Annotated in this window: 15 protein-coding genes, 1 tRNA gene and 1 pseudogene; 10 read left to right on the top strand and 7 right to left on the bottom strand. The window is 67.5% G+C overall.

Annotated elements, in window-relative coordinates:
• Positions 1-18 precede the first annotated feature (18 nt).
• A complete protein-coding gene (locus L995_RS26915; RefSeq protein WP_047474411.1) occupies positions 19-798 on the top strand; it encodes an enoyl-CoA hydratase in 780 nt (259 codons plus the stop codon).
• A 129-nt stretch (positions 799-927) separates the two neighbouring features.
• Positions 928-1,004: transfer RNA gene (locus L995_RS26920), tRNA-Met, on the top strand.
• Between the two features lie 106 nt (positions 1,005-1,110).
• Here the strand turns inward: L995_RS26920 and L995_RS26925 are convergent.
• The 4 genes from L995_RS26925 to L995_RS26940 form a co-directional block, all read right to left on the bottom strand.
• Positions 1,111-2,313 (bottom strand): DUF1513 domain-containing protein, encoded by a 1,203-nt coding sequence (locus L995_RS26925; RefSeq protein ID WP_047474413.1) that lies wholly within the window; start codon positions 2,311-2,313, stop codon positions 1,111-1,113.
• Complete coding sequence (locus L995_RS26930) at positions 2,297-3,382, bottom strand: imelysin family protein (protein ID WP_047474415.1); 1,086 nt, start codon at positions 3,380-3,382, stop codon at positions 2,297-2,299. Before L995_RS26930 ends, L995_RS26925 begins: the two co-directional genes overlap by 17 nt.
• The gene (locus tag L995_RS26935) at positions 3,382-4,881 is read right to left on the bottom strand and encodes a di-heme oxidoreductase family protein (RefSeq protein WP_047474417.1); all 1,500 of its coding nucleotides are present in this window, start codon (positions 4,879-4,881) and stop codon (positions 3,382-3,384) included. The genes L995_RS26930 and L995_RS26935 overlap by 1 nt, the downstream gene beginning before the upstream one ends.
• Positions 4,882-4,986: 105 nt before the next feature.
• On the bottom strand, positions 4,987-6,183 hold the full coding sequence (locus tag L995_RS26940; RefSeq protein WP_047474419.1) for an imelysin family protein: 1,197 nt from the start codon (positions 6,181-6,183) through the stop codon (positions 4,987-4,989).
• Positions 6,184-6,908: 725 nt separating this feature from the next.
• On the opposite strand from L995_RS26940, the gene L995_RS26945 reads away from it, so the two are divergent.
• Positions 6,909-8,066, top strand: a complete 1,158-nt coding sequence (locus L995_RS26945) for an MFS transporter (RefSeq protein WP_231574542.1) — start codon at positions 6,909-6,911, stop codon at positions 8,064-8,066.
• Between the two features lie 94 nt (positions 8,067-8,160).
• Here L995_RS26945 and L995_RS26950 read toward each other — a convergent pair whose 3' ends face one another.
• The 3 genes from L995_RS26950 to L995_RS26960 form a co-directional block, all read right to left on the bottom strand.
• A complete protein-coding gene (locus L995_RS26950) occupies positions 8,161-8,571 on the bottom strand; it encodes a hypothetical protein (RefSeq protein WP_047474424.1) in 411 nt (136 codons plus the stop codon).
• A 96-nt stretch (positions 8,572-8,667) separates the two neighbouring features.
• Entirely contained in the window at positions 8,668-8,943 is a 276-nt protein-coding gene (locus L995_RS26955) for a hypothetical protein (protein WP_047474426.1), read from the bottom strand.
• Positions 8,944-9,113: 170 nt separating this feature from the next.
• Positions 9,114-9,965 (bottom strand): TOBE domain-containing protein, encoded by an 852-nt coding sequence (locus tag L995_RS26960; RefSeq protein ID WP_047474428.1) that lies wholly within the window; start codon positions 9,963-9,965, stop codon positions 9,114-9,116.
• 103 nt (positions 9,966-10,068) lie between these two features.
• Between L995_RS26960 and modA the strand changes: the two genes are divergently transcribed.
• The 7 genes and pseudogenes from modA to L995_RS26995 all read left to right on the top strand — a co-directional run.
• A complete protein-coding gene (gene modA / locus L995_RS26965; RefSeq protein ID WP_047474429.1) occupies positions 10,069-10,830 on the top strand; it encodes a molybdate ABC transporter substrate-binding protein in 762 nt (253 codons plus the stop codon).
• Positions 10,831-10,970: 140 nt separating this feature from the next.
• Positions 10,971-11,651: a molybdate ABC transporter permease subunit gene (gene modB, locus L995_RS26970; protein ID WP_013804076.1), complete on the top strand. Its 681-nt coding sequence runs from the start codon at positions 10,971-10,973 to the stop codon at positions 11,649-11,651.
• Positions 11,648-12,778: a molybdenum ABC transporter ATP-binding protein gene (gene modC, locus L995_RS26975; RefSeq protein ID WP_047474431.1), complete on the top strand. Its 1,131-nt coding sequence runs from the start codon at positions 11,648-11,650 to the stop codon at positions 12,776-12,778. Before modB ends, modC begins: the two co-directional genes overlap by 4 nt.
• 52 nt (positions 12,779-12,830) lie before the next feature.
• Positions 12,831-13,751, top strand: a complete 921-nt coding sequence (fdhD, locus tag L995_RS26980) for a formate dehydrogenase accessory sulfurtransferase FdhD (RefSeq protein ID WP_047474434.1) — start codon at positions 12,831-12,833, stop codon at positions 13,749-13,751.
• 73 nt (positions 13,752-13,824) lie between these two features.
• Positions 13,825-14,226: a hypothetical protein gene (locus L995_RS26985; protein ID WP_016447986.1), complete on the top strand. Its 402-nt coding sequence runs from the start codon at positions 13,825-13,827 to the stop codon at positions 14,224-14,226.
• A 156-nt stretch (positions 14,227-14,382) separates the two neighbouring features.
• A complete protein-coding gene (gene miaB, locus L995_RS26990; protein ID WP_047474437.1) occupies positions 14,383-15,711 on the top strand; it encodes a tRNA (N6-isopentenyl adenosine(37)-C2)-methylthiotransferase MiaB in 1,329 nt (442 codons plus the stop codon).
• 210 nt (positions 15,712-15,921) lie between these two features.
• Positions 15,922-16,205, top strand: a pseudogene (locus L995_RS26995) (hypothetical protein); the annotation flags it as partial.

A 16,205-nucleotide genomic window follows, 5' to 3' on the forward strand; every position in this document is an offset into this window, starting at 1 on the left:
CCCCAGCAGGAGACTCCCTTGGCCTACGAAATGATTGAAGTTCGCGTCGAAGCCGACAAGGTCGGCATCATCACGCTCAACCGCCCCAAGCAGCTCAACGCGCTCAACGACCAGCTTATGAACGAGCTGGGCCAGGCCCTGCAGGCCTTTGATGCCGACGAAGCCATCGGCTGCATGATCATCACCGGCAGCGAGAAAGCCTTTGCGGCCGGCGCCGATATCGGCGCCATGGCCAAGTACAGCTTTGCCGACGCCTACAAGGGCGACTACATCACGCGCAACTGGGAGACCATCCGCAGCATCCGCAAGCCCGTGATCGCCGCCGTCAGCGGCTTTGCCCTGGGCGGCGGCTGCGAGCTGGCGATGATGTGCGACTTCATCATCGCCGCCGACAACGCGAAGTTCGGCCAGCCGGAAATCAAGCTGGGCGTCATCCCCGGCGCCGGCGGCACGCAGCGCCTGCCACGTGCCGTGGGCAAGTCCAAGGCCATGGACATGGCCCTCACGGCCCGCATGATGGACGCCACCGAGGCCGAGCGCGCCGGTCTGGTCAGCCGCGTCGTGGCCTTCGACAAGCTCATGGACGAAGCCCTGGGCGCCGCCATCATCATCAGCGGCTTCTCGCAGATCGCCGTCATGGCGGCCAAGGAATCGGTGAACCGCGCCTTCGAGGGCTCGCTGGCCGACGGCGTCATGTTCGAGCGCCGCCTGTTCCACGCGCTGTTCGCCACCCAGGACCAGAAGGAAGGCATGGACGCCTTCGTCAACAAGCGCTCCGCAAACTTCAAACATCTCTGAACCTGCTGAAAGACACGCTACAATGCGCGTCTTCCGGCAAGGCACTGCAGGCCTCTCGCAAAGAAATTTCGAGAAATTTGCACAACTTCCCGGATCGACCAAAAATTCTGCATATAATTTAGGTCTTACGGCGCTTTAGCTCAGTCGGTTAGAGCGATGGAATCATAATCCACAGGTCCGCGGTTCGAGTCCGTGAAGCGCCACCAAACAAAGAAAAGGGTCTACGTGCAAGCGTAGACCCTTTTTTCTTGCCCGACGAACAGAGCGCGGGCACGCCGGGAGCGCACCCTGCTCGCCGCCCTCCCCCGGCTGCTAGCGGCGGCTCTTCAGCTCAATCCAGTGGTTGTCCAGCGCCATTCCAGGCACCGCCACCGTGCGCAACACCTGGCCGCGTTGTCGCAGCTGGGCCTGGCGCGCACCGCCCATCCACAGCGCGGGCTCGGCAGGCAGGGGCCGGCCGTTGGCATCGAGCGAGACGCTTGCGTTGGCCACGCAGTACACGCCTGGCATGGCATCGCCACGCAGCCAGCGTCCGCTGGCCTGGCCGTTGCCGGGCACCTGCCACCAGGTGACGGTGTTCACGCGCGGGCAACTGACGGCGAAGAGCTGGCCGTCGCAACCGATGTCGCCGCCATAGCCGGCCAGGGGCTCGCGCCCTTCGGGCAGGGGCACGGCATGCAAACGGTGGCCATCGAACAGGGCCAGCACGGGCGCGGCGGCGCGCGCTTCGGTGTCGCGGTGCTCGGCCTGCAGCGCAATGCCCAGCCAGCGGCGCGCGGGCGCGTGGGCGACCTGCGGGCCCCAGGCCAGGTGGCGCAGGCTCAGGCGGCTGTCGTCCAGCTTCCACAGGCCGGCACGGGCGCCGCCTTCTGCCGGCAACAGCCGCGCGATGGACGAGTCCATGTGGTCCAGCTGCAGCTTGCGCCGGCCGGTCTCGGACTGCGTGGGAATGCCGCCGTTGGCGACCATAAGCGTGCCGTCGGCGTCCAGCAGCAGCTGGTGCGGGTCCATGCCGCCCGTGCGCCATTCGGCGATCTTCTCCAAGGTGATGGCATCGCGCACGCCGATCAGTCCCTGGGCATCTTCCAGGTCGGTCTCGGTGGTGTAGAGATGGCGGCCATCGGCGCTTTCGATGACATGGCCGTTGAAGAAGCGGTCGGGCTCTATCCACTGCCATTGCGCATCCTCGGCGGCCTGTCCGGGCTTCAGGCGCACCAGCCAGTCACCAGGGCGGCGGCTGGCAAAGACCACGGAGCCGTCGCGCAGCGCGGCCATGCCGTGGGCGCGCGTGGGCACATCCAGGGCCTGCAGCACCTGCAGCGGCCTGTCCACCTGCGCACTGGCCTGCACGATGCCGACACGCATCTGGTCACCCTGCATCCAGGCCGCAGCCAGCGACCGTGCCGGTCCAGACGGCCTGGCCGCATGGGAGTTTGCCAGCGGCATGGCAGCCAGCAGACCCAGGCCCTGCAGCCAGCGGCGGCGATTCAGCGCCTGCTCAATCCCCGTCGGCATCCGAGAACCCGATGTTGACTTCCAGCGCAGGCGCCACCTCGCCTTCCATGAGGCGCTTGAGGCGCGACAGCGGCTTGGTGCCGGCATCGACGGCCTTGGCGCTCGGCTCGGTCAGGGCGCGCATGCCGGCATCGGCCTCGTTGACGGCCGTGAGCCAGCGGTCGGCCAGCGGGTTGAGGCCACGGCCGCGCAGGTAGGACTCGATGGGCACGATGTCCACGCCGGGCCGGGGCACCTTGCGGTCCACGCTCACGGCCAGCGTACGCAGGCCCTGCCAGTGCGCGCGCCAGACCTCGACGGTGCTGCCGCTGGCCAGGTGCTCCCAGGCGGGGGGCTTGCTGCCTGCACTGCCCGCACTGCGCAAGGGCTTTTCCATGTCCGCCCAGCGCAGGCGCTCCAGGCCGCCGACCCACTGGTTGATGAACTCGGCCATGGCTTCGGTGGTGGCATCGCCGTCCTCGGACCAGTCCTGGGCGGCAAGCTTGGCAAAGCCATTGCGGAGGATGCCCATCTCGGCGCCGATTTCCTCGGACACCAGGGTGGCATAGGCGCAGGCCGGCGTCTGCGGCTCCACGGGCTGGGTCCACAGCAGGTTCTCGAGCGCCGGGTATCCCTTGGCGGGTGCGCCGATGCGCTCCATGGCGGCCAGATCGGCGGGGGCCGACTGTATGGCCTTCTTGAGCAGGGCCGGGCGCATGGGGCGGAAGTCCACCAGGCGTGCCGAGCGGCGCTCCACCAGCGGCCCCAGGGCCACGGCCGAGAGGCTGCTCCACTGCCGCGACGATTGCACATAGGCCTGGCGCGCCGTCTGCAGCGTGGCGGCAGCCGATCCCGCAGGTGCCGCGCAGTGTGCGCGCAGCGCCTGGCTCAGCGCCTGGGCGGATGCCTGCGCGGCCTTGGCCTCGGGCGAGAACCATTGGCCGTACAGCCCCTGCACGGCGTGGGCCGTGTTGTAGAAGGGAATGGCCATGTTGGCATCCACTTCCTGGGCATGGACAGGGGCTGCGGCCAGCAGCGCCAGCGCGGCGGCACAAAGGATTTGGCGAGGGGTCATGCGCATGTCTTGCATCAGAGGGACTCCACAAATTTGACCAGGGCTTCACGGTCTTCGGCGCTGAACTGGCGCACCTGTTCGCGCGCGGCTTCGGCCTCGCCGCCGTGCCAGAGGATGGCTTCCAGCACGCCGCGCGCACGGCCGTCGTGCAGCAGGCGCTGGTGGTTGTTGACATCGGGCAGCAGGCCTATGCCCCACAGCGGCGGCGTGCGCCACTGGCGGCCTGAGGCCTTGAAGTCGGGCCGGCCATCGGCCAGGGCCTCGCCCATGTCGTGCAGCAGCAGGTCGGTGTAGGGCGCAATGGTCTGGCCCGACAGCGCCTGGCTGCTGAGCGCCGGCGACAGCGCGGGGAACAGCGCGCCGCCGGTCTTGTACGAAGGCCGGTGGCACTGTGCACATTGGGCCTGGTGGAACAGTGCCTCGCCACGGCGCACGGCAGGGTCGCTGGCGTTGCGCCGTGCAGGCGGCGCCAGCGTGGCCTGGTAGAAGATCACGTCGTCCAGCACGCGGTCCTCGATCTCCACGCCTTCGGCGCCGTTGCCGTTGGGCGCGGCCAGGCAGTCCTTTTGCGCGGGCGTGCAGGTCTGGTGCGGGAAACGCTTCGATGTGATGCCGATATCGCCCAGGAAGGCCGAAGCCGTCTGGTGGGCAATGGAGGCCACGTTGGCCTTCCAGCCGAAGCGGCCCAGCATCATGCGTTCGCCGTAGGCATCCCAGACATAGTTGGGCTGGCCCTTGATGGGGCCGCCCAGGGCCGCCTGGGCGGCAGCGTTGGCCAGGATCTCGGACTCCGGGATGTGCTCCAGCAGGCCCAGGCCGATGACCTGGGGCGCAATGCGCGGGCTGGTCATCAGGTTGGCAGCGAGGGGGCCGTAGTTGAGCGCAGCCAGCTCGTAGACCGGCTTTTCCAGCGTGTAGGCCGTGCCGTCGGCAAAGCGGCCATGCACCTGTTCATAGCGGATGCGCAGCTGGCCCTCGCCCCTGACGCCCAGCACGCCCTCGGTGTTGAACTGGTCGCCATAGACCGGTTCCGGCACCGGGCTGCCGTGCGGGCCTTCGCCCGGAATGGACAGCCGCATGAGCAGGCCCGCGAACGGCTGGGGCTTGAGCGGGTTGTGGAAGTCGGGCGGCTGGGCGCGGCCATCCTGCACATGGCAGCCGCCGCAGGAGCGCGCCAGGAAGTGCGGGCCCAGGCCATCGCGCGCCGTGGTGGAGGCCGGCGCCTGCACCCAGTTGCGCTTGAAGAAGGAGTTGCCGATGACGAAGCGCGTGCGCTCTGCATCGTCCAGGTTGGCGGCGGGCAGCGAGAAGGCGTTGCGGCCCGTGGCGTGGACCGTGGTCTGGCCGCCCGGGGGCAGGGGCTCGCCCGGTGCCGCGAACAAAAGAGCTGGATCGGGAGCAGGCTGCGGTACTGGCGCGCGCGCTGGCGCGGCAGCCACCGTGTCCTGCTGTTGGGCCGAGCAGCCCATCAGGACCAGGGAGGCAGCGACCAGCAGCGAGGGGGAGAGATTCATGGGTGGGGACGTCCCTGGAAAAGCCATGGCCGCCGAACCCTTTCGGGGGCGGCGGCCTTGGCGCATGGGCGTGAGAGGGGTTGGACGCTTGGGGTGAATGCTCTTTTAGTTGGCCTTGGGGTCCACCAGGTTGAGCTGGGTGATGCCGACGGCATTGGCCGCCTCCACCAGGTCCTTGCTCTGCTGGACCAGGCTGTCGATGGTGGCCTGGATCTTGGCGCGCGAGGCCGAGTCGCGCGCGCCCTGGATGGCCTGGTCGAACGGCGCGGGAATGGCCTGGGCCGCCTGCACCGACTGCGTGATCTGGCGCGTGGTCCTGTCGGCCAGCGCGCTGTCCTTGGAGGCCACCCAGTCCCTGATGCCCGGGCCTTGCAGCTCGCTGCCGTCCAGGCGCTTGTAGCTGCCCTGCCAGACGTTGAGGATGCCCTGGGCATTGGTCACGGCATCGCGGTGCGTGTTGTCCGAGAAGCAGGAGTGCTCGTCTTCCTGGTCGCGGCTGGCCAGCGCCACTTCCAGGCGCTCGCCGGCCAGCTCGCCGCGCGACAGCGAACCCAGGCCCACGAAGATGCGGCGCAGCGCGTCGTCGGGCTTTTTCTCGAACTGGGCGCGGAAATTCTTGGGCGAGCCGGGCTTCCACTGGTCGGCCACCGACTGCAGATCCTCGATCAGCAACTCGGTCACCACCTTCAGGTACTCGCGGCGGCGGTCGGCATTGGATTTCTTGCCATCGACGAAGTCGGTGTAGGGACGCGCGCCCGGTCCCTTGTCATTCAGGTCCTGGCCCCAGAGCATGAACTCGATGGCGTGCCAGCCGGTGGAAACGTTCTCCTCGCCGTCATGCTCGTTGAGTTCGGCCAGGCGCTTCTTGGTGATGGCTTCCTTGCGGTTGTTGATGATGCCGGCATTGGGGTTGCCTTCCACATAGTCCACATAGGACTCGTCCATGGGCCAGGCGTTGATCTGGCCTTCGGGTCCTTCATCGTTGTCGATGGGACCGGCGTAGAAGCGGAAGGCCTCGGTCTGGCCGTAGTACTCCCGGGCATCCAGCCAGGCCTTGCGTGCCTGGTTCAGGCCCTGCTCGCTGGGCGCCGCCAGAAAGGCCGCAATGGCTTTCTGCATGGTCTTGGCGGAGCTGATGGAGTCCGAGTAATTGGCGTGCACCAGGGTGCCGTAATGCTTGACCACCTCTGCAACGGAGAGACTCTTCTTCACGGGCTGTTGAACGGTGCCGGCGGCTGCGGCCTGGCTCATCGGGGCGGCCGCGCCCAGGGCCAGGGCGGCTGCAATCAGGATGGGATGCATGGCAGAAAGGATCGGAGGTTGGAGAACTCGGAATGCCAAACTGTAATGAGAATTGTTTTTATTGGCAAAACCTGCGAGATATCGCCGCACTGCACCGCAAGGTCATAGGCGGACCCGGGCAGAAATGGGGCGCGCCAGCGGCGCAATGGCCGCAGCGGGCGCCAGCCTAGCACGAGCACCCTTGGCGCCCCGGCCAAAGACCCAGCACCCTGGCATAAGCCCCGCAGCTTGCCTTGGCTGGCGACTTGCCTTACCATCTCGCCCGCTCGCATGGGCCGCCCTCTCCTCTCAGGGCCTGCCCACGACCTCCAAGCCCTGATCGCCCAGCCGATTCAGGGCTTTCGCTTTTTGCAGAAGCGGTCTTTTGGCGCTGCACCTTGCGCTCTGTCTTTGCGCGCAGCCCCTGCCATGCCCCGGCATGCCGGCCGCCCAGCTTGTTTTCCCACCAGGACTCCCGTGCCCATCGCCTTCCCAGGATGCAGCACACGCGCAGCGTGCCCGCACGCCGGCTCAGCCGGCGGCGCAGGCGTTTTGCGCGGTGCCGCACCCCAGCGAGAGCGCGCGCCGTCCTGGCTTTCAAGGATCTTCACGTGACCACCACTTCCTCCGGGGCGCTCGCAGCCAATGCTGCCGGCGCCAGCACAGACACGCATGCCGGCGCCCATGCCACCCAGGTCAATGGCTACAGCTGGAAGGCCCTGGCCGGCTCGGCCGTCGGCTATGCCATGGACGGCTTCGACCTGCTGATCCTGGGCTTCATGCTGTCGGCCATCTCGGCCGACCTGCACCTCACGCCGGGCCAGGCCGGCTCGCTGGTGACCTGGACGCTGATCGGTGCCGTGTTCGGCGGCATCTTCTTCGGCCTGCTCAGCGACCGCTACGGGCGCATCCGCGTGCTGACCTGGACCATCATGCTGTTCGCCGTGTTCACGGGCCTGTGCGCCTTCGCGCAGGGCTACTGGGACCTGCTGGCCTACCGCACGATTGCGGGCATCGGCCTGGGCGGCGAGTTCGGCATCGGCATGGCACTGGCTGCCGAGGCCTGGCCTGCCCGCCACCGCGCGCGCGTTTCGTCCTATGTGGCCCTGGGCTGGCAAATGGGTGTGCTGGGTGCGGCGCTGCTGACGCCGCTGCTGCTGCCCCTCATAGGCTGGCGCGGCATGTTCCTGGTGGGCGTGATACCGGCCGTGGTGGCCTGGGTGATCCGCAACAAGCTGCACGAGCCCGAGGTCTTCGTGAAGCGCCAGCAGTCCGCCACGCCCTCGGCCCGCATGCCGGTGCTGCAAAGCCTGAAGCTGCTGGTGAAGGACCGCGCCACGGCCAAGGTCAGCCTGGGTGTGATCGTGCTGACCTCGGTCCAGAACTTCGGCTACTACGGCATCATGATCTGGATGCCCAGCTTCCTGTCCAAGCAACTGGGCTTCAGCCTGACCAAGTCTTCGATCTGGACTGCCGTGACCGTGGTGGGAATGATGGTCGGCATCTGGGTCTTCGGCCAGCTGGCCGACCGCATCGGCCGCAAGCCCAGCTTCCTGATCTTCCAGCTGGGCTCGGTCATCATGGTCGTGCTCTATTCGCAGTTGTCCGATCCCACGGCCATGCTCTGGGCAGGCGCCCTCATGGGCCTGTTCGTCAATGGCATGATGGGCGGCTACGGCGCCGTGATGAGCGAGGCCTACCCCACCGAGGCGCGCGCCACCGCGCAGAACGTGCTGTTCAACATCGGCCGCGCCGTGGGCGGACTGGGCCCGGTGGTGATCGGTGCGCTGGCCATGAGCTATTCGTTCCAGGTAGCGATCGCCCTGCTGGCGGCCATCTATGTGCTGGACATGCTGGCCACGGCCTTTCTGATCCCCGAACTCAAGGGACGCGAGCTGTCCTGAGCGGCTCAGATCCTCCGGCTCAGAAGAAGGCCCCACAATGCAAAGAGCTGCCGATGGCAGCTCTTTTTTTGTCCGGCAACCGGCGTGCCCAGGCTCAGCCGCCTTCGCTGCACTCCAGGTTTTCGATGCGGTCTGCCGCCTCGCGGATGTCTTCCTGGAACATCTGGTCTCCCAGCATCACGGAGATCTGGCCCTCAAAGCCGCGCAGCTTGACCAGCGCAGCCTCGTAGCCGCCGCTGCCCAGGCGCTTGAGGCCGCACAGCGCATAGAGCTTGGCCACGGGAGATCGGCGCGGATCGTCGATCACGGACAGCAGGACGGCATTGGCCTCAGGCCGCCTGAGCATGGCTTCCAGATGCCGCTCGGCGGGCGAGATCTGGCCTGCAAAGCCGACCAGTCCCAGGTTGAACTGCGAAGCATCCAGCGGCGCCGGGTCCAACGGACGGGCCAGGGCCGGGGCGGACAGGAGCAGGCAGATCAGGGCGGTGGACAGGGTGGTCTTCATGGCGGAGGCAAGGCCGTGGATGGCTTGATGAGGCAGTCGGAAAGGCTCTTCGACGCAAAGCATGGCGACAGGTTCCCATCACCGCCATTGCAGCCATCACCCGCCAAACAGCCAGCCTGCGACGAGCGTGCCGCCATAGAACAGCAGCAGGGTGACCGGCACCAGATGCCAGCCCCAGACCCTGAACCACCAGTGATTGAACAGAGTCACCAAGGCGCCGATGGCGATGCAGATGGCCAGCGCACCCAACCGTTGCTGCAAGCTGTCGGCAACACCTTCGGATGCAAAGAAGATGAACGCCGCGATGAGGGAGCACAGCAAGGCGGTATAGACCGCCACTTTCTCTTTCCTGCGGAATTTCAGGATGCTCATGGAGGGGCCAGGGATGTTTCGAGGAATCAGTCACCAGGAAAACCTGCGCCACCGGGGCGCGCAGGTTCATAGCGGCATGATTTTTCGTATCTCGCCCTGAATGCGCCATAAGACCCGTCTTAATCTGCAGCCGCTGCAGCGCATGCGCAACGTGCTGCGGCCCACCAGGCTCAGTCAGCCACGGCCAGCACCACGGCGGACTCCGGCACCCACAGCCAGACCTTGCGCCCTGCGCGCAAGGTCCAGGACCCGCCCTCTTCCGACTCGGCCGCGTAACCCACGCCGCTGCCACCCCAAGGCAGTCGGGCCACCACTTCGCGCGGCCCGGCCTTGGCGGCGCGGGCCACGCGCTGGACCTGGGCGGGCCAGGCATTCAACATGCCCTGCACATTGGCCTGCACATCGCCCTGACTATCGGAGTGCGGCCCCCAAGGCAGCACCTGCACGGCCGTGGCCTTGCACAGCGCCATCACGGGCAGGCCCGGCGCCAAGCCCAGCAACTGGGCGCTTTCTTCGGTGATGCGTGCGGCAATGCCTGATGCATCCCCGCCGCCATCGGGCAGCAGCCAGACGCGGACTTGGGCGCCCTGCGCCTGCAGGGCACCAACCCGGCAAGGCCACAGATTGCGCATGCTGGTGCGCAGGCCCAGCCCCAGCCCGGGAGCCGCCGAAGAAACGCCGGCGGGCCCGCCAAAGCGCTGCAGCACCTGCGCGCGCGCCTGCTCCAGCGCATCGGCCATGGCCAGCAGGGACTGCCCGGCCTCGGTGATGCGCGCGCCACCACCGCCGGCGCCGCCCACCGAGCGCTCCACCAGGGCACGGCCCGCCAGATTGGTCAGCACATCCAGCGCCTGCCAGGCCGCCTTGTAACTGACACCCGCCTCGCGCGCGGCCTGGGAAATCGAATGCCCTGCCGCGATATGCCGCAAGATGGCAATGCGCCGGTCGGCCAGGTCATGGCCCAGCGCGGGCACCAGGTCTGAGGGAGAAGCGGGGGTTGCGGCAGTCATGCGCAGCATCATGCCCGCCAAGCGTTATTTCCCGCCAAGCAAAACGCCTGCACCCTGCATGCGCATTTTCAGGTCGTTACACTGCGCTATTCACCAACGGAATAGCGAGAGACCCATGAACGTGAACCAGCCCCTGCGTGCCACCGCCTTCGCCGCCCTTGCCCTGTTCGGCTGGGCCGCTGCGCAGGCCGCCGAAGTGTCGGTGGCCGTCGCCGCCAACTTCACGGCGCCCATGCAGAAGATCGCCGCCGAGTTCGAGAAGGACACCGGCCACAAGGCCCTGCTGTCCTTCGGCGCCACGGGCAAGTTCTATGCGCAGATCGTCAACGGCGCGCCCTTCCAGATCCTGCTGGCCGCCGACGACACCACGCCCGAGAAGATCGCCAAGGAGGGCCGCGGCCTGCCCGATTCGCGCTTCACCTACGCCATCGGCCAGCTGGTGCTGTGGAGCCCCAAGGCCGGTTATGTGGACGACAAGGGCGAGGTCCTCAGGACCGGCGACTACAGGCACATCGCCGTGGCCAATCCCAAGCTTGCGCCCTACGGCACGGCAGCCATGGAAGTGCTGAACAAGCTGGGCATCACGGCCCAGGTGCAGCCGCGCATCGTGATGGGCGAGAACATTGCCCAGACCTACCAGTTCGCGGCCACGGGCAATGCCCAGCTGGGCTTCGTGGCCCTGTCGCAGGTGATGGAAAACGGCAAGCTGCGCGAAGGCTCGGCCTGGCAGGTGCCCGGCTCCATGCACGAGCCCATCCGCCAGGACGCCATCGTGCTCCACAGCGGCAAGGACAACGAAGCCGCCACCGAGCTGATGAAGTACCTGCGTGCTGACAAAGCGCGTGCCATCATCCGCTCCTACGGCTACGGGCTTTGACCCCCTGAGCGGCTACGCCGCTTCCCCCTGAAGGGGGACGACAGCCTCGCTGCGGGGCGGCCCTTGCTTGCTGTCTCTGACTTGGGCCGCGCCGGTTTCTCGGGCTGTGTTTTCCTACGGACACCTGCTATTTGCCCCGCATGATTCTTACCGCCGACGACTACGCTGCCATACGGTTGACGCTCAAGCTTGCCAGCGTGACCACGGTGCTGCTGCTGACGCTGTGCACGCCGCTGGCCTGGTGGCTGGCGCATACGCGCTCGCGCTGGCGCGGCCCGATTGGCGCCGTGGTGGCGCTGCCCCTGGTGCTTCCGCCCACGGTGATCGGTTTTTACCTGCTGGTGACCATGGGTCCCAACGGCCCCGTGGGGCAGCTGACGCAGGCGCTGGGGCTGAGCACCCTGCCCTTCACTTTTCCGGGCCTGGTCATCGGTTCGCTGGTCTATTCCATGCCGTTCACGGTGCAGCCGCTGCAGCGTGCCTTCGAATCCCTGGGCACGCGACCCATGGAGGCTGCGGCCAGCCTGGGCGCGGGGCCGCTGGACCGCTTCTTCACCGTGGCGCTGCCGCTGGCGCGGCCGGGCTTCATCACGGCGGCCGTGCTGACCTTTGCGCACACCGTGGGCGAGTTCGGCGTGGTGCTGATGCTGGGCGGCAATATTCCCGGCGTGACGCGCGTGGTCTCGGTACAGATCTACGACCATGTGGAGGCCATGGAGTACGCCCACGCCCACTGGCTGGCAGGCGGCATGGTGGTGTTCTCCTTCCTGGTTCTTCTGGCCCTGCACCTGTTGCAGCCGCGTGAGGAGCGCCGCGCATGATGACCGCCTTCTCTGCCTCCCGGATGTCCGACGCCGCGCACTCCCATCCCTCCTCGGAAATCATCGCAAACCTGGCGCTGGAGCGTGCCGACTTCCGCCTTGACGTGCAGCTGCAGTTGCCCGGGCGCGGCGTCACCGCCCTGTTCGGCCCCTCGGGCTGCGGCAAGACCACCTGCCTGCGCGCCCTGGCGGGACTGGAGCGCGCGCGCGGCCGCGTCGCCGTCAATGGCGAGGTCTGGCAGGACGATGCGGCCAGCCAATGGCTGCCCACGCACCGCCGTGCGCTGGGCTATGTGTTCCAGGAAGCCAGCCTGTTCCCGCACCTGACCGTGCGGCGCAACATCGACTACGGCATGCGGCGCACGCCGGCCGCGCGGCGCAAGGTGTCCCAGGAGCAGGCCGTGTCCCTGCTGGGCATAGGCCATTTGATGGACCGCATGCCCTCCACCCTGTCGGGCGGCGAGCGCCAGCGCGTGGCCATTGCGCGGGCGCTGGCCACCAGCCCGCGGGTGATGCTGATGGACGAGCCCCTGGCCGCGCTGGACGCCCAGCGCAAGGCCGAGGTCCTGCCCTACCTGGACCAGCTGCGCCGTGAACTCGACATTCCCGTGGTCTATGTCAGCCACTCCATTGACGAGGTAGCGCGCCTGGCCCAGCACCTGGTGCTGCTCAAGGCAGGCGGCATCGTCGCGGCCGGCGCCACCAGCGAACTGCTGGCACGGCTGGACCTGCCGCTGAGCATGGGCGACACGGCAGCGTCCATGCTCAGTGCGCAGATCCGGCAGCACGATCCGGATGCTCACCTGAGCACGCTGTGCTTCGATGGCGGGCGTCTGCGCCTTGTCATGGCCTCCCCGCGCCCCGTCGGCGAAACCGTGCAGTTGCGCGTGCAGGCACGCGATGTGAGCCTGAGCCTGCAGCACCCGCAAGACAGCAGCATCCTCAACATCCTGGCGGCCACCGTGCAGGATCTGCGCGAGGACGGCCCGGGCCAGGTCATGGTCTCGCTGCAGCTGGGCCCGTCCCGCCTGCTGGCGCGCATCACCCTGCATTCCGCCCGGCAGCTGGGCATTGCGCCGGGCATGCATGTCTTCGCCCAGATCAAGGGCATGGCATTACTGGACTGAAGCTGCGCGGCGGCACCGATATCATGCGCAGGCCGCCTGCGCGGCCCACGCCATGAACGCCACCACCGAACACGCTCCCGCACCCGCCCCGGACTCGGGCCCGGCAGATGCTGCCTGCGCCATCGCGCCCGCCATTGCCGCACTGCGCACGCATGCGGTGGTGCGCCACCGGATCGCCGATGGCGGCGCCGTCAGCCTCCAGCCCGAACCCCAGGTGCTGGCCAGCGAAGTCCCCATCGCCCTGGTGTTCAATGGCATCTCTCACGCCGTGATGATGGGCACGCCCTCGGACCTGGAAGACTTTGCGCTGGGTTTTGCGCTCACCGAGGGCATCCTGGACAGCGGCGCCGACTGCTACGGCATCGAGGTGCGGGCAGTGGCCGCCGAAGCGGCAGGCCTGCCGGCCGGCATGGACGGCATCGAGGTGCAGCTGGACGTGGCCTCGCGCTGCTTCGCGCGCCTCAAGGACCGGCGCCGCAGCATGAGCGGGCGCACAGGCTGCGGCGTCTGCGGCGTGGACAGCTTCGCGGCGCTGGACCTGTCCTTCGACCCCCTGCCCGCGCACGACTGGATCGCCCGTGTCGATGCCACCACGGTGTGCGCTGCCATCGATGCCCTGCCGCCGCTGCAGCGGCTCAACGCCGAAGCCGGCGCCGTGCATGCCACAGGCTGGGCAGGGCTGGACGGGCAACTGACGGATGTGCTCGAGGACGTGGGCCGCCACAACGCGCTGGACAAGCTGGTCGGCCGCCTCTCGCGCACCGGCCGCCTGGGCGAGGCCGGTTTTGTCGTGCTCTCCAGCCGGGGCAGCCATGAGCTGGTGCGCAAATGCGCCAGGGTCGGCATCGCCGCCCTGGCCACCATCTCCGCCCCCACGGCCATGGGCGTGCAGATGGCCGAGCTGACCGGCCTGCGCTTCTGGGGCCTGTGCCGCCCGCCCAAGGCGGTGCTGTATGCGCCGGGCCGCACCTGACCCAATGCCCGAGTGCTGCGCCTGCGCGGCGGCAAGTTCGTAGAATCGCGGGTTCAGCCCCTGGATGTACACCATGAACCGCTGCAAGCCCCATTTCTCTGCCGTCCGCCGTCTGTGCGCCGGCGCCCTGCTCGCCGGCCTGGCCTGCGCCAGCCTGGGCGCGGCCGCGCAGGGCCTGCCCTCCAACGAGACACGCAACTTCCCGCCGCAGGCCCAGTTCGGCGAGCTGGTCGTGACCGCGCAGTTTCCCGTGGTCGAAATCGACGGCAAGACCATTCGCACCAGCCCGGGCTTTCGCCTGTTCAGCCCCGAGCGCACGCTGGTGCAGGCCATCAACTACCAGGGCAGCAAGCTCGTGGTGGGCTATGTGATCGAGCCGCAGACGCAGTGGCTGCACCAGGCCTGGATCCTGACCAAGGCCGAGGCCGACAAGCACTACAAGCCCAAGTCGATGCTGCACCGCTTCTTCAACTGAGGCCGGCGCACACCGCACGCACACGATGGATGCGGCCCGCAGCTTGCGGGGCGCAGCGGCTCGGGCCAGGGAGCACAGCGCCCGCCCTGGCCCGGCCATCTTCTTTTTTTGCAGACCGCCGCTTGCAGTGCGGCGGCTGCCTGACGGAACCCCACCATGTCCAAGAAAGTCTTTATCAAAACCTTCGGCTGCCAGATGAACGAGTACGACTCGGACAAGATGGCCGATGTGCTGGGCGCCGCCCAGGGCTACGAGTCCACCGACGACCCGGAGCAGGCCGACCTGATCCTGTTCAACACCTGCTCGGTGCGCGAGAAGGCACAGGAGAAGGTGTTCAGCGACCTGGGCCGCTACAAGCACCTGAAGGAACGCGGCGTGCTCATCGGCGTGGGCGGCTGCGTGGCCAGCCAGGAGGGCGAGGAAATCATCAAGCGCGCGCCCTATGTGGACGTGGTCTTCGGCCCGCAGACCCTGCACCGCCTGCCCGAGCTGCTCAATGCACGCGCCGCCAGGCACAAGCCCCAGGTCGATATCAGCTTTCCCGAGATCGAGAAATTCGACCACCTGCCGCCCGCGCGCGTGGAAGGCTCCTCGGCCTTCGTCTCCATCATGGAAGGCTGCTCCAAGTACTGCAGCTACTGCGTCGTGCCCTATACGCGCGGCGAGGAAGTCAGCCGCCCGTTCGAGGACGTGCTGATCGAGGTCGCCGGCCTGGCCGACCAGGGCGTGAAGGAAGTCACGCTGCTGGGCCAGAACGTCAACGCCTACCTGGGCAAGATGGGTGACACGGCCGAGATCGCCGACTTTGCCCTGCTGCTGGAGTACGTGTCCGAGATCCCCGGCATCGAGCGGATCCGCTACACCACCAGCCATCCCAACGAATTCACGCCGCGCCTGATCGAGGCCTACGCTCGGCTGCCCAAGCTGGTCAGCCACCTGCACCTGCCCGTGCAGCACGGCAGCGACAAGATCCTGATGGCCATGAAGCGCGGCTACACGGCCATGGAATACAAGAGCACCATCCGCAAGCTGCGCGCCATCCGGCCCGAGATGGCCATGAGCAGCGACTTCATCGTGGGCTTCCCCGGCGAGACCGAGGAAGACTTCCAGAAGATGATGAAGCTCATCCACGACGTGCGCTTCGACAACAGCTTCAGCTTCATCTTCAGCCCCCGCCCTGGCACGCCGGCCGCCAACCTGCACGACGACACGCCCCACGAGGTCAAGCTGCGCCGCCTGCAGGAGCTGCAGGCCGTGATCAACAACAACATCAAGGACATCAGCGACGAGCGCGTGGGCACGGTGCAGCGCCTGCTGGTGGAAGGACTGTCCAAGCGCGATGGCAGCGAACTCATGGGCCGCACCGAGTGCAACCGCGTGGTGAACTTCCCGGGCAACGAACGCCTGATCGGCCAGATGATCGATGTGAAGATCACCGAGGCACGCACCTTCACGCTGCGCGGCGAGGTCGTGGTGCGCCACTGATCCCAACCCGATCCCTGCGGCCCCGGTGGCCCAGCGACCTCTTGCGTAACGAAAGCCCGGCAATGCCGGGCTTTTTGCATGTAACAGGACGTGAAAACAGCCCGGCCACACTGGCCTGGCGCGGGCCGGCCCGCTAGCATCGCGGGTTGCCGCCTTGAGGTCTGTCGGCCTGCATGGCTTTTCCAGCTTCGCTTGCTTGCTATCGATTCCATGAACACCTCCCAGCCCGCCAACGCCCAGGCCATCCTTGAGGGCGAAGCCCTGCATGCCTTCATGGACCAGGCGCACGACCTGCTGCAACAGGAAGATGAAACCAGCCCCATCGCCCCGGCCGAACGCCAGGCGGCCGTCATGGAGCTGCTCTCGCAGCAGCGCTTCGCGCCGGCCACGGTGAGCGAGCTGGAGCGTCTGCACGATCTCTGGCTCGACCTGGAACGGCCCGAGACCGCCAACGCCCTGCTGCGCGAGCACCGCGATGCCACGCTGCAACGCGG

The sequence above is a fragment of the Delftia sp. ZNC0008 genome (genome assembly GCF_000799035.1).
GTDB lineage: Bacteria > Pseudomonadota > Gammaproteobacteria > Burkholderiales > Burkholderiaceae_C > Comamonas > Comamonas tsuruhatensis.

Excerpts from the sequence above, each read along its gene's own strand:
- L995_RS26960 (WP_047474428.1), bottom strand. The coding sequence starts at position 9,965 with ATGATGCTGCGCATGACTGCCGCAACCCCCGCTTCTCCCTCAGACCTG.
- fdhD (WP_047474434.1), top strand. The coding sequence starts at position 12,831 with ATGAACGCCACCACCGAACACGCTCCCGCACCCGCCCCGGACTCGGGC.
- L995_RS26925 (WP_047474413.1), bottom strand. The coding sequence starts at position 2,313 with ATGCCGACGGGGATTGAGCAGGCGCTGAATCGCCGCCGCTGGCTGCAG.
- L995_RS26930 (WP_047474415.1), bottom strand. The coding sequence starts at position 3,382 with ATGCAAGACATGCGCATGACCCCTCGCCAAATCCTTTGTGCCGCCGCG.
- modB (WP_013804076.1), top strand. The coding sequence starts at position 10,971 with ATGATTCTTACCGCCGACGACTACGCTGCCATACGGTTGACGCTCAAG.
- modA (WP_047474429.1), top strand. The coding sequence starts at position 10,069 with ATGAACGTGAACCAGCCCCTGCGTGCCACCGCCTTCGCCGCCCTTGCC.
- L995_RS26945 (WP_231574542.1), top strand. The coding sequence starts at position 6,909 with ATGGACGGCTTCGACCTGCTGATCCTGGGCTTCATGCTGTCGGCCATC.
- L995_RS26940 (WP_047474419.1), bottom strand. The coding sequence starts at position 6,183 with ATGCATCCCATCCTGATTGCAGCCGCCCTGGCCCTGGGCGCGGCCGCC.
- L995_RS26950 (WP_047474424.1), bottom strand. The coding sequence starts at position 8,571 with ATGAAGACCACCCTGTCCACCGCCCTGATCTGCCTGCTCCTGTCCGCC.
- L995_RS26985 (WP_016447986.1), top strand. The coding sequence starts at position 13,825 with ATGAACCGCTGCAAGCCCCATTTCTCTGCCGTCCGCCGTCTGTGCGCC.
- miaB (WP_047474437.1), top strand. The coding sequence starts at position 14,383 with ATGTCCAAGAAAGTCTTTATCAAAACCTTCGGCTGCCAGATGAACGAG.
- modC (WP_047474431.1), top strand. The coding sequence starts at position 11,648 with ATGATGACCGCCTTCTCTGCCTCCCGGATGTCCGACGCCGCGCACTCC.
- L995_RS26935 (WP_047474417.1), bottom strand. The coding sequence starts at position 4,881 with ATGAATCTCTCCCCCTCGCTGCTGGTCGCTGCCTCCCTGGTCCTGATG.
- L995_RS26955 (WP_047474426.1), bottom strand. The coding sequence starts at position 8,943 with ATGAGCATCCTGAAATTCCGCAGGAAAGAGAAAGTGGCGGTCTATACC.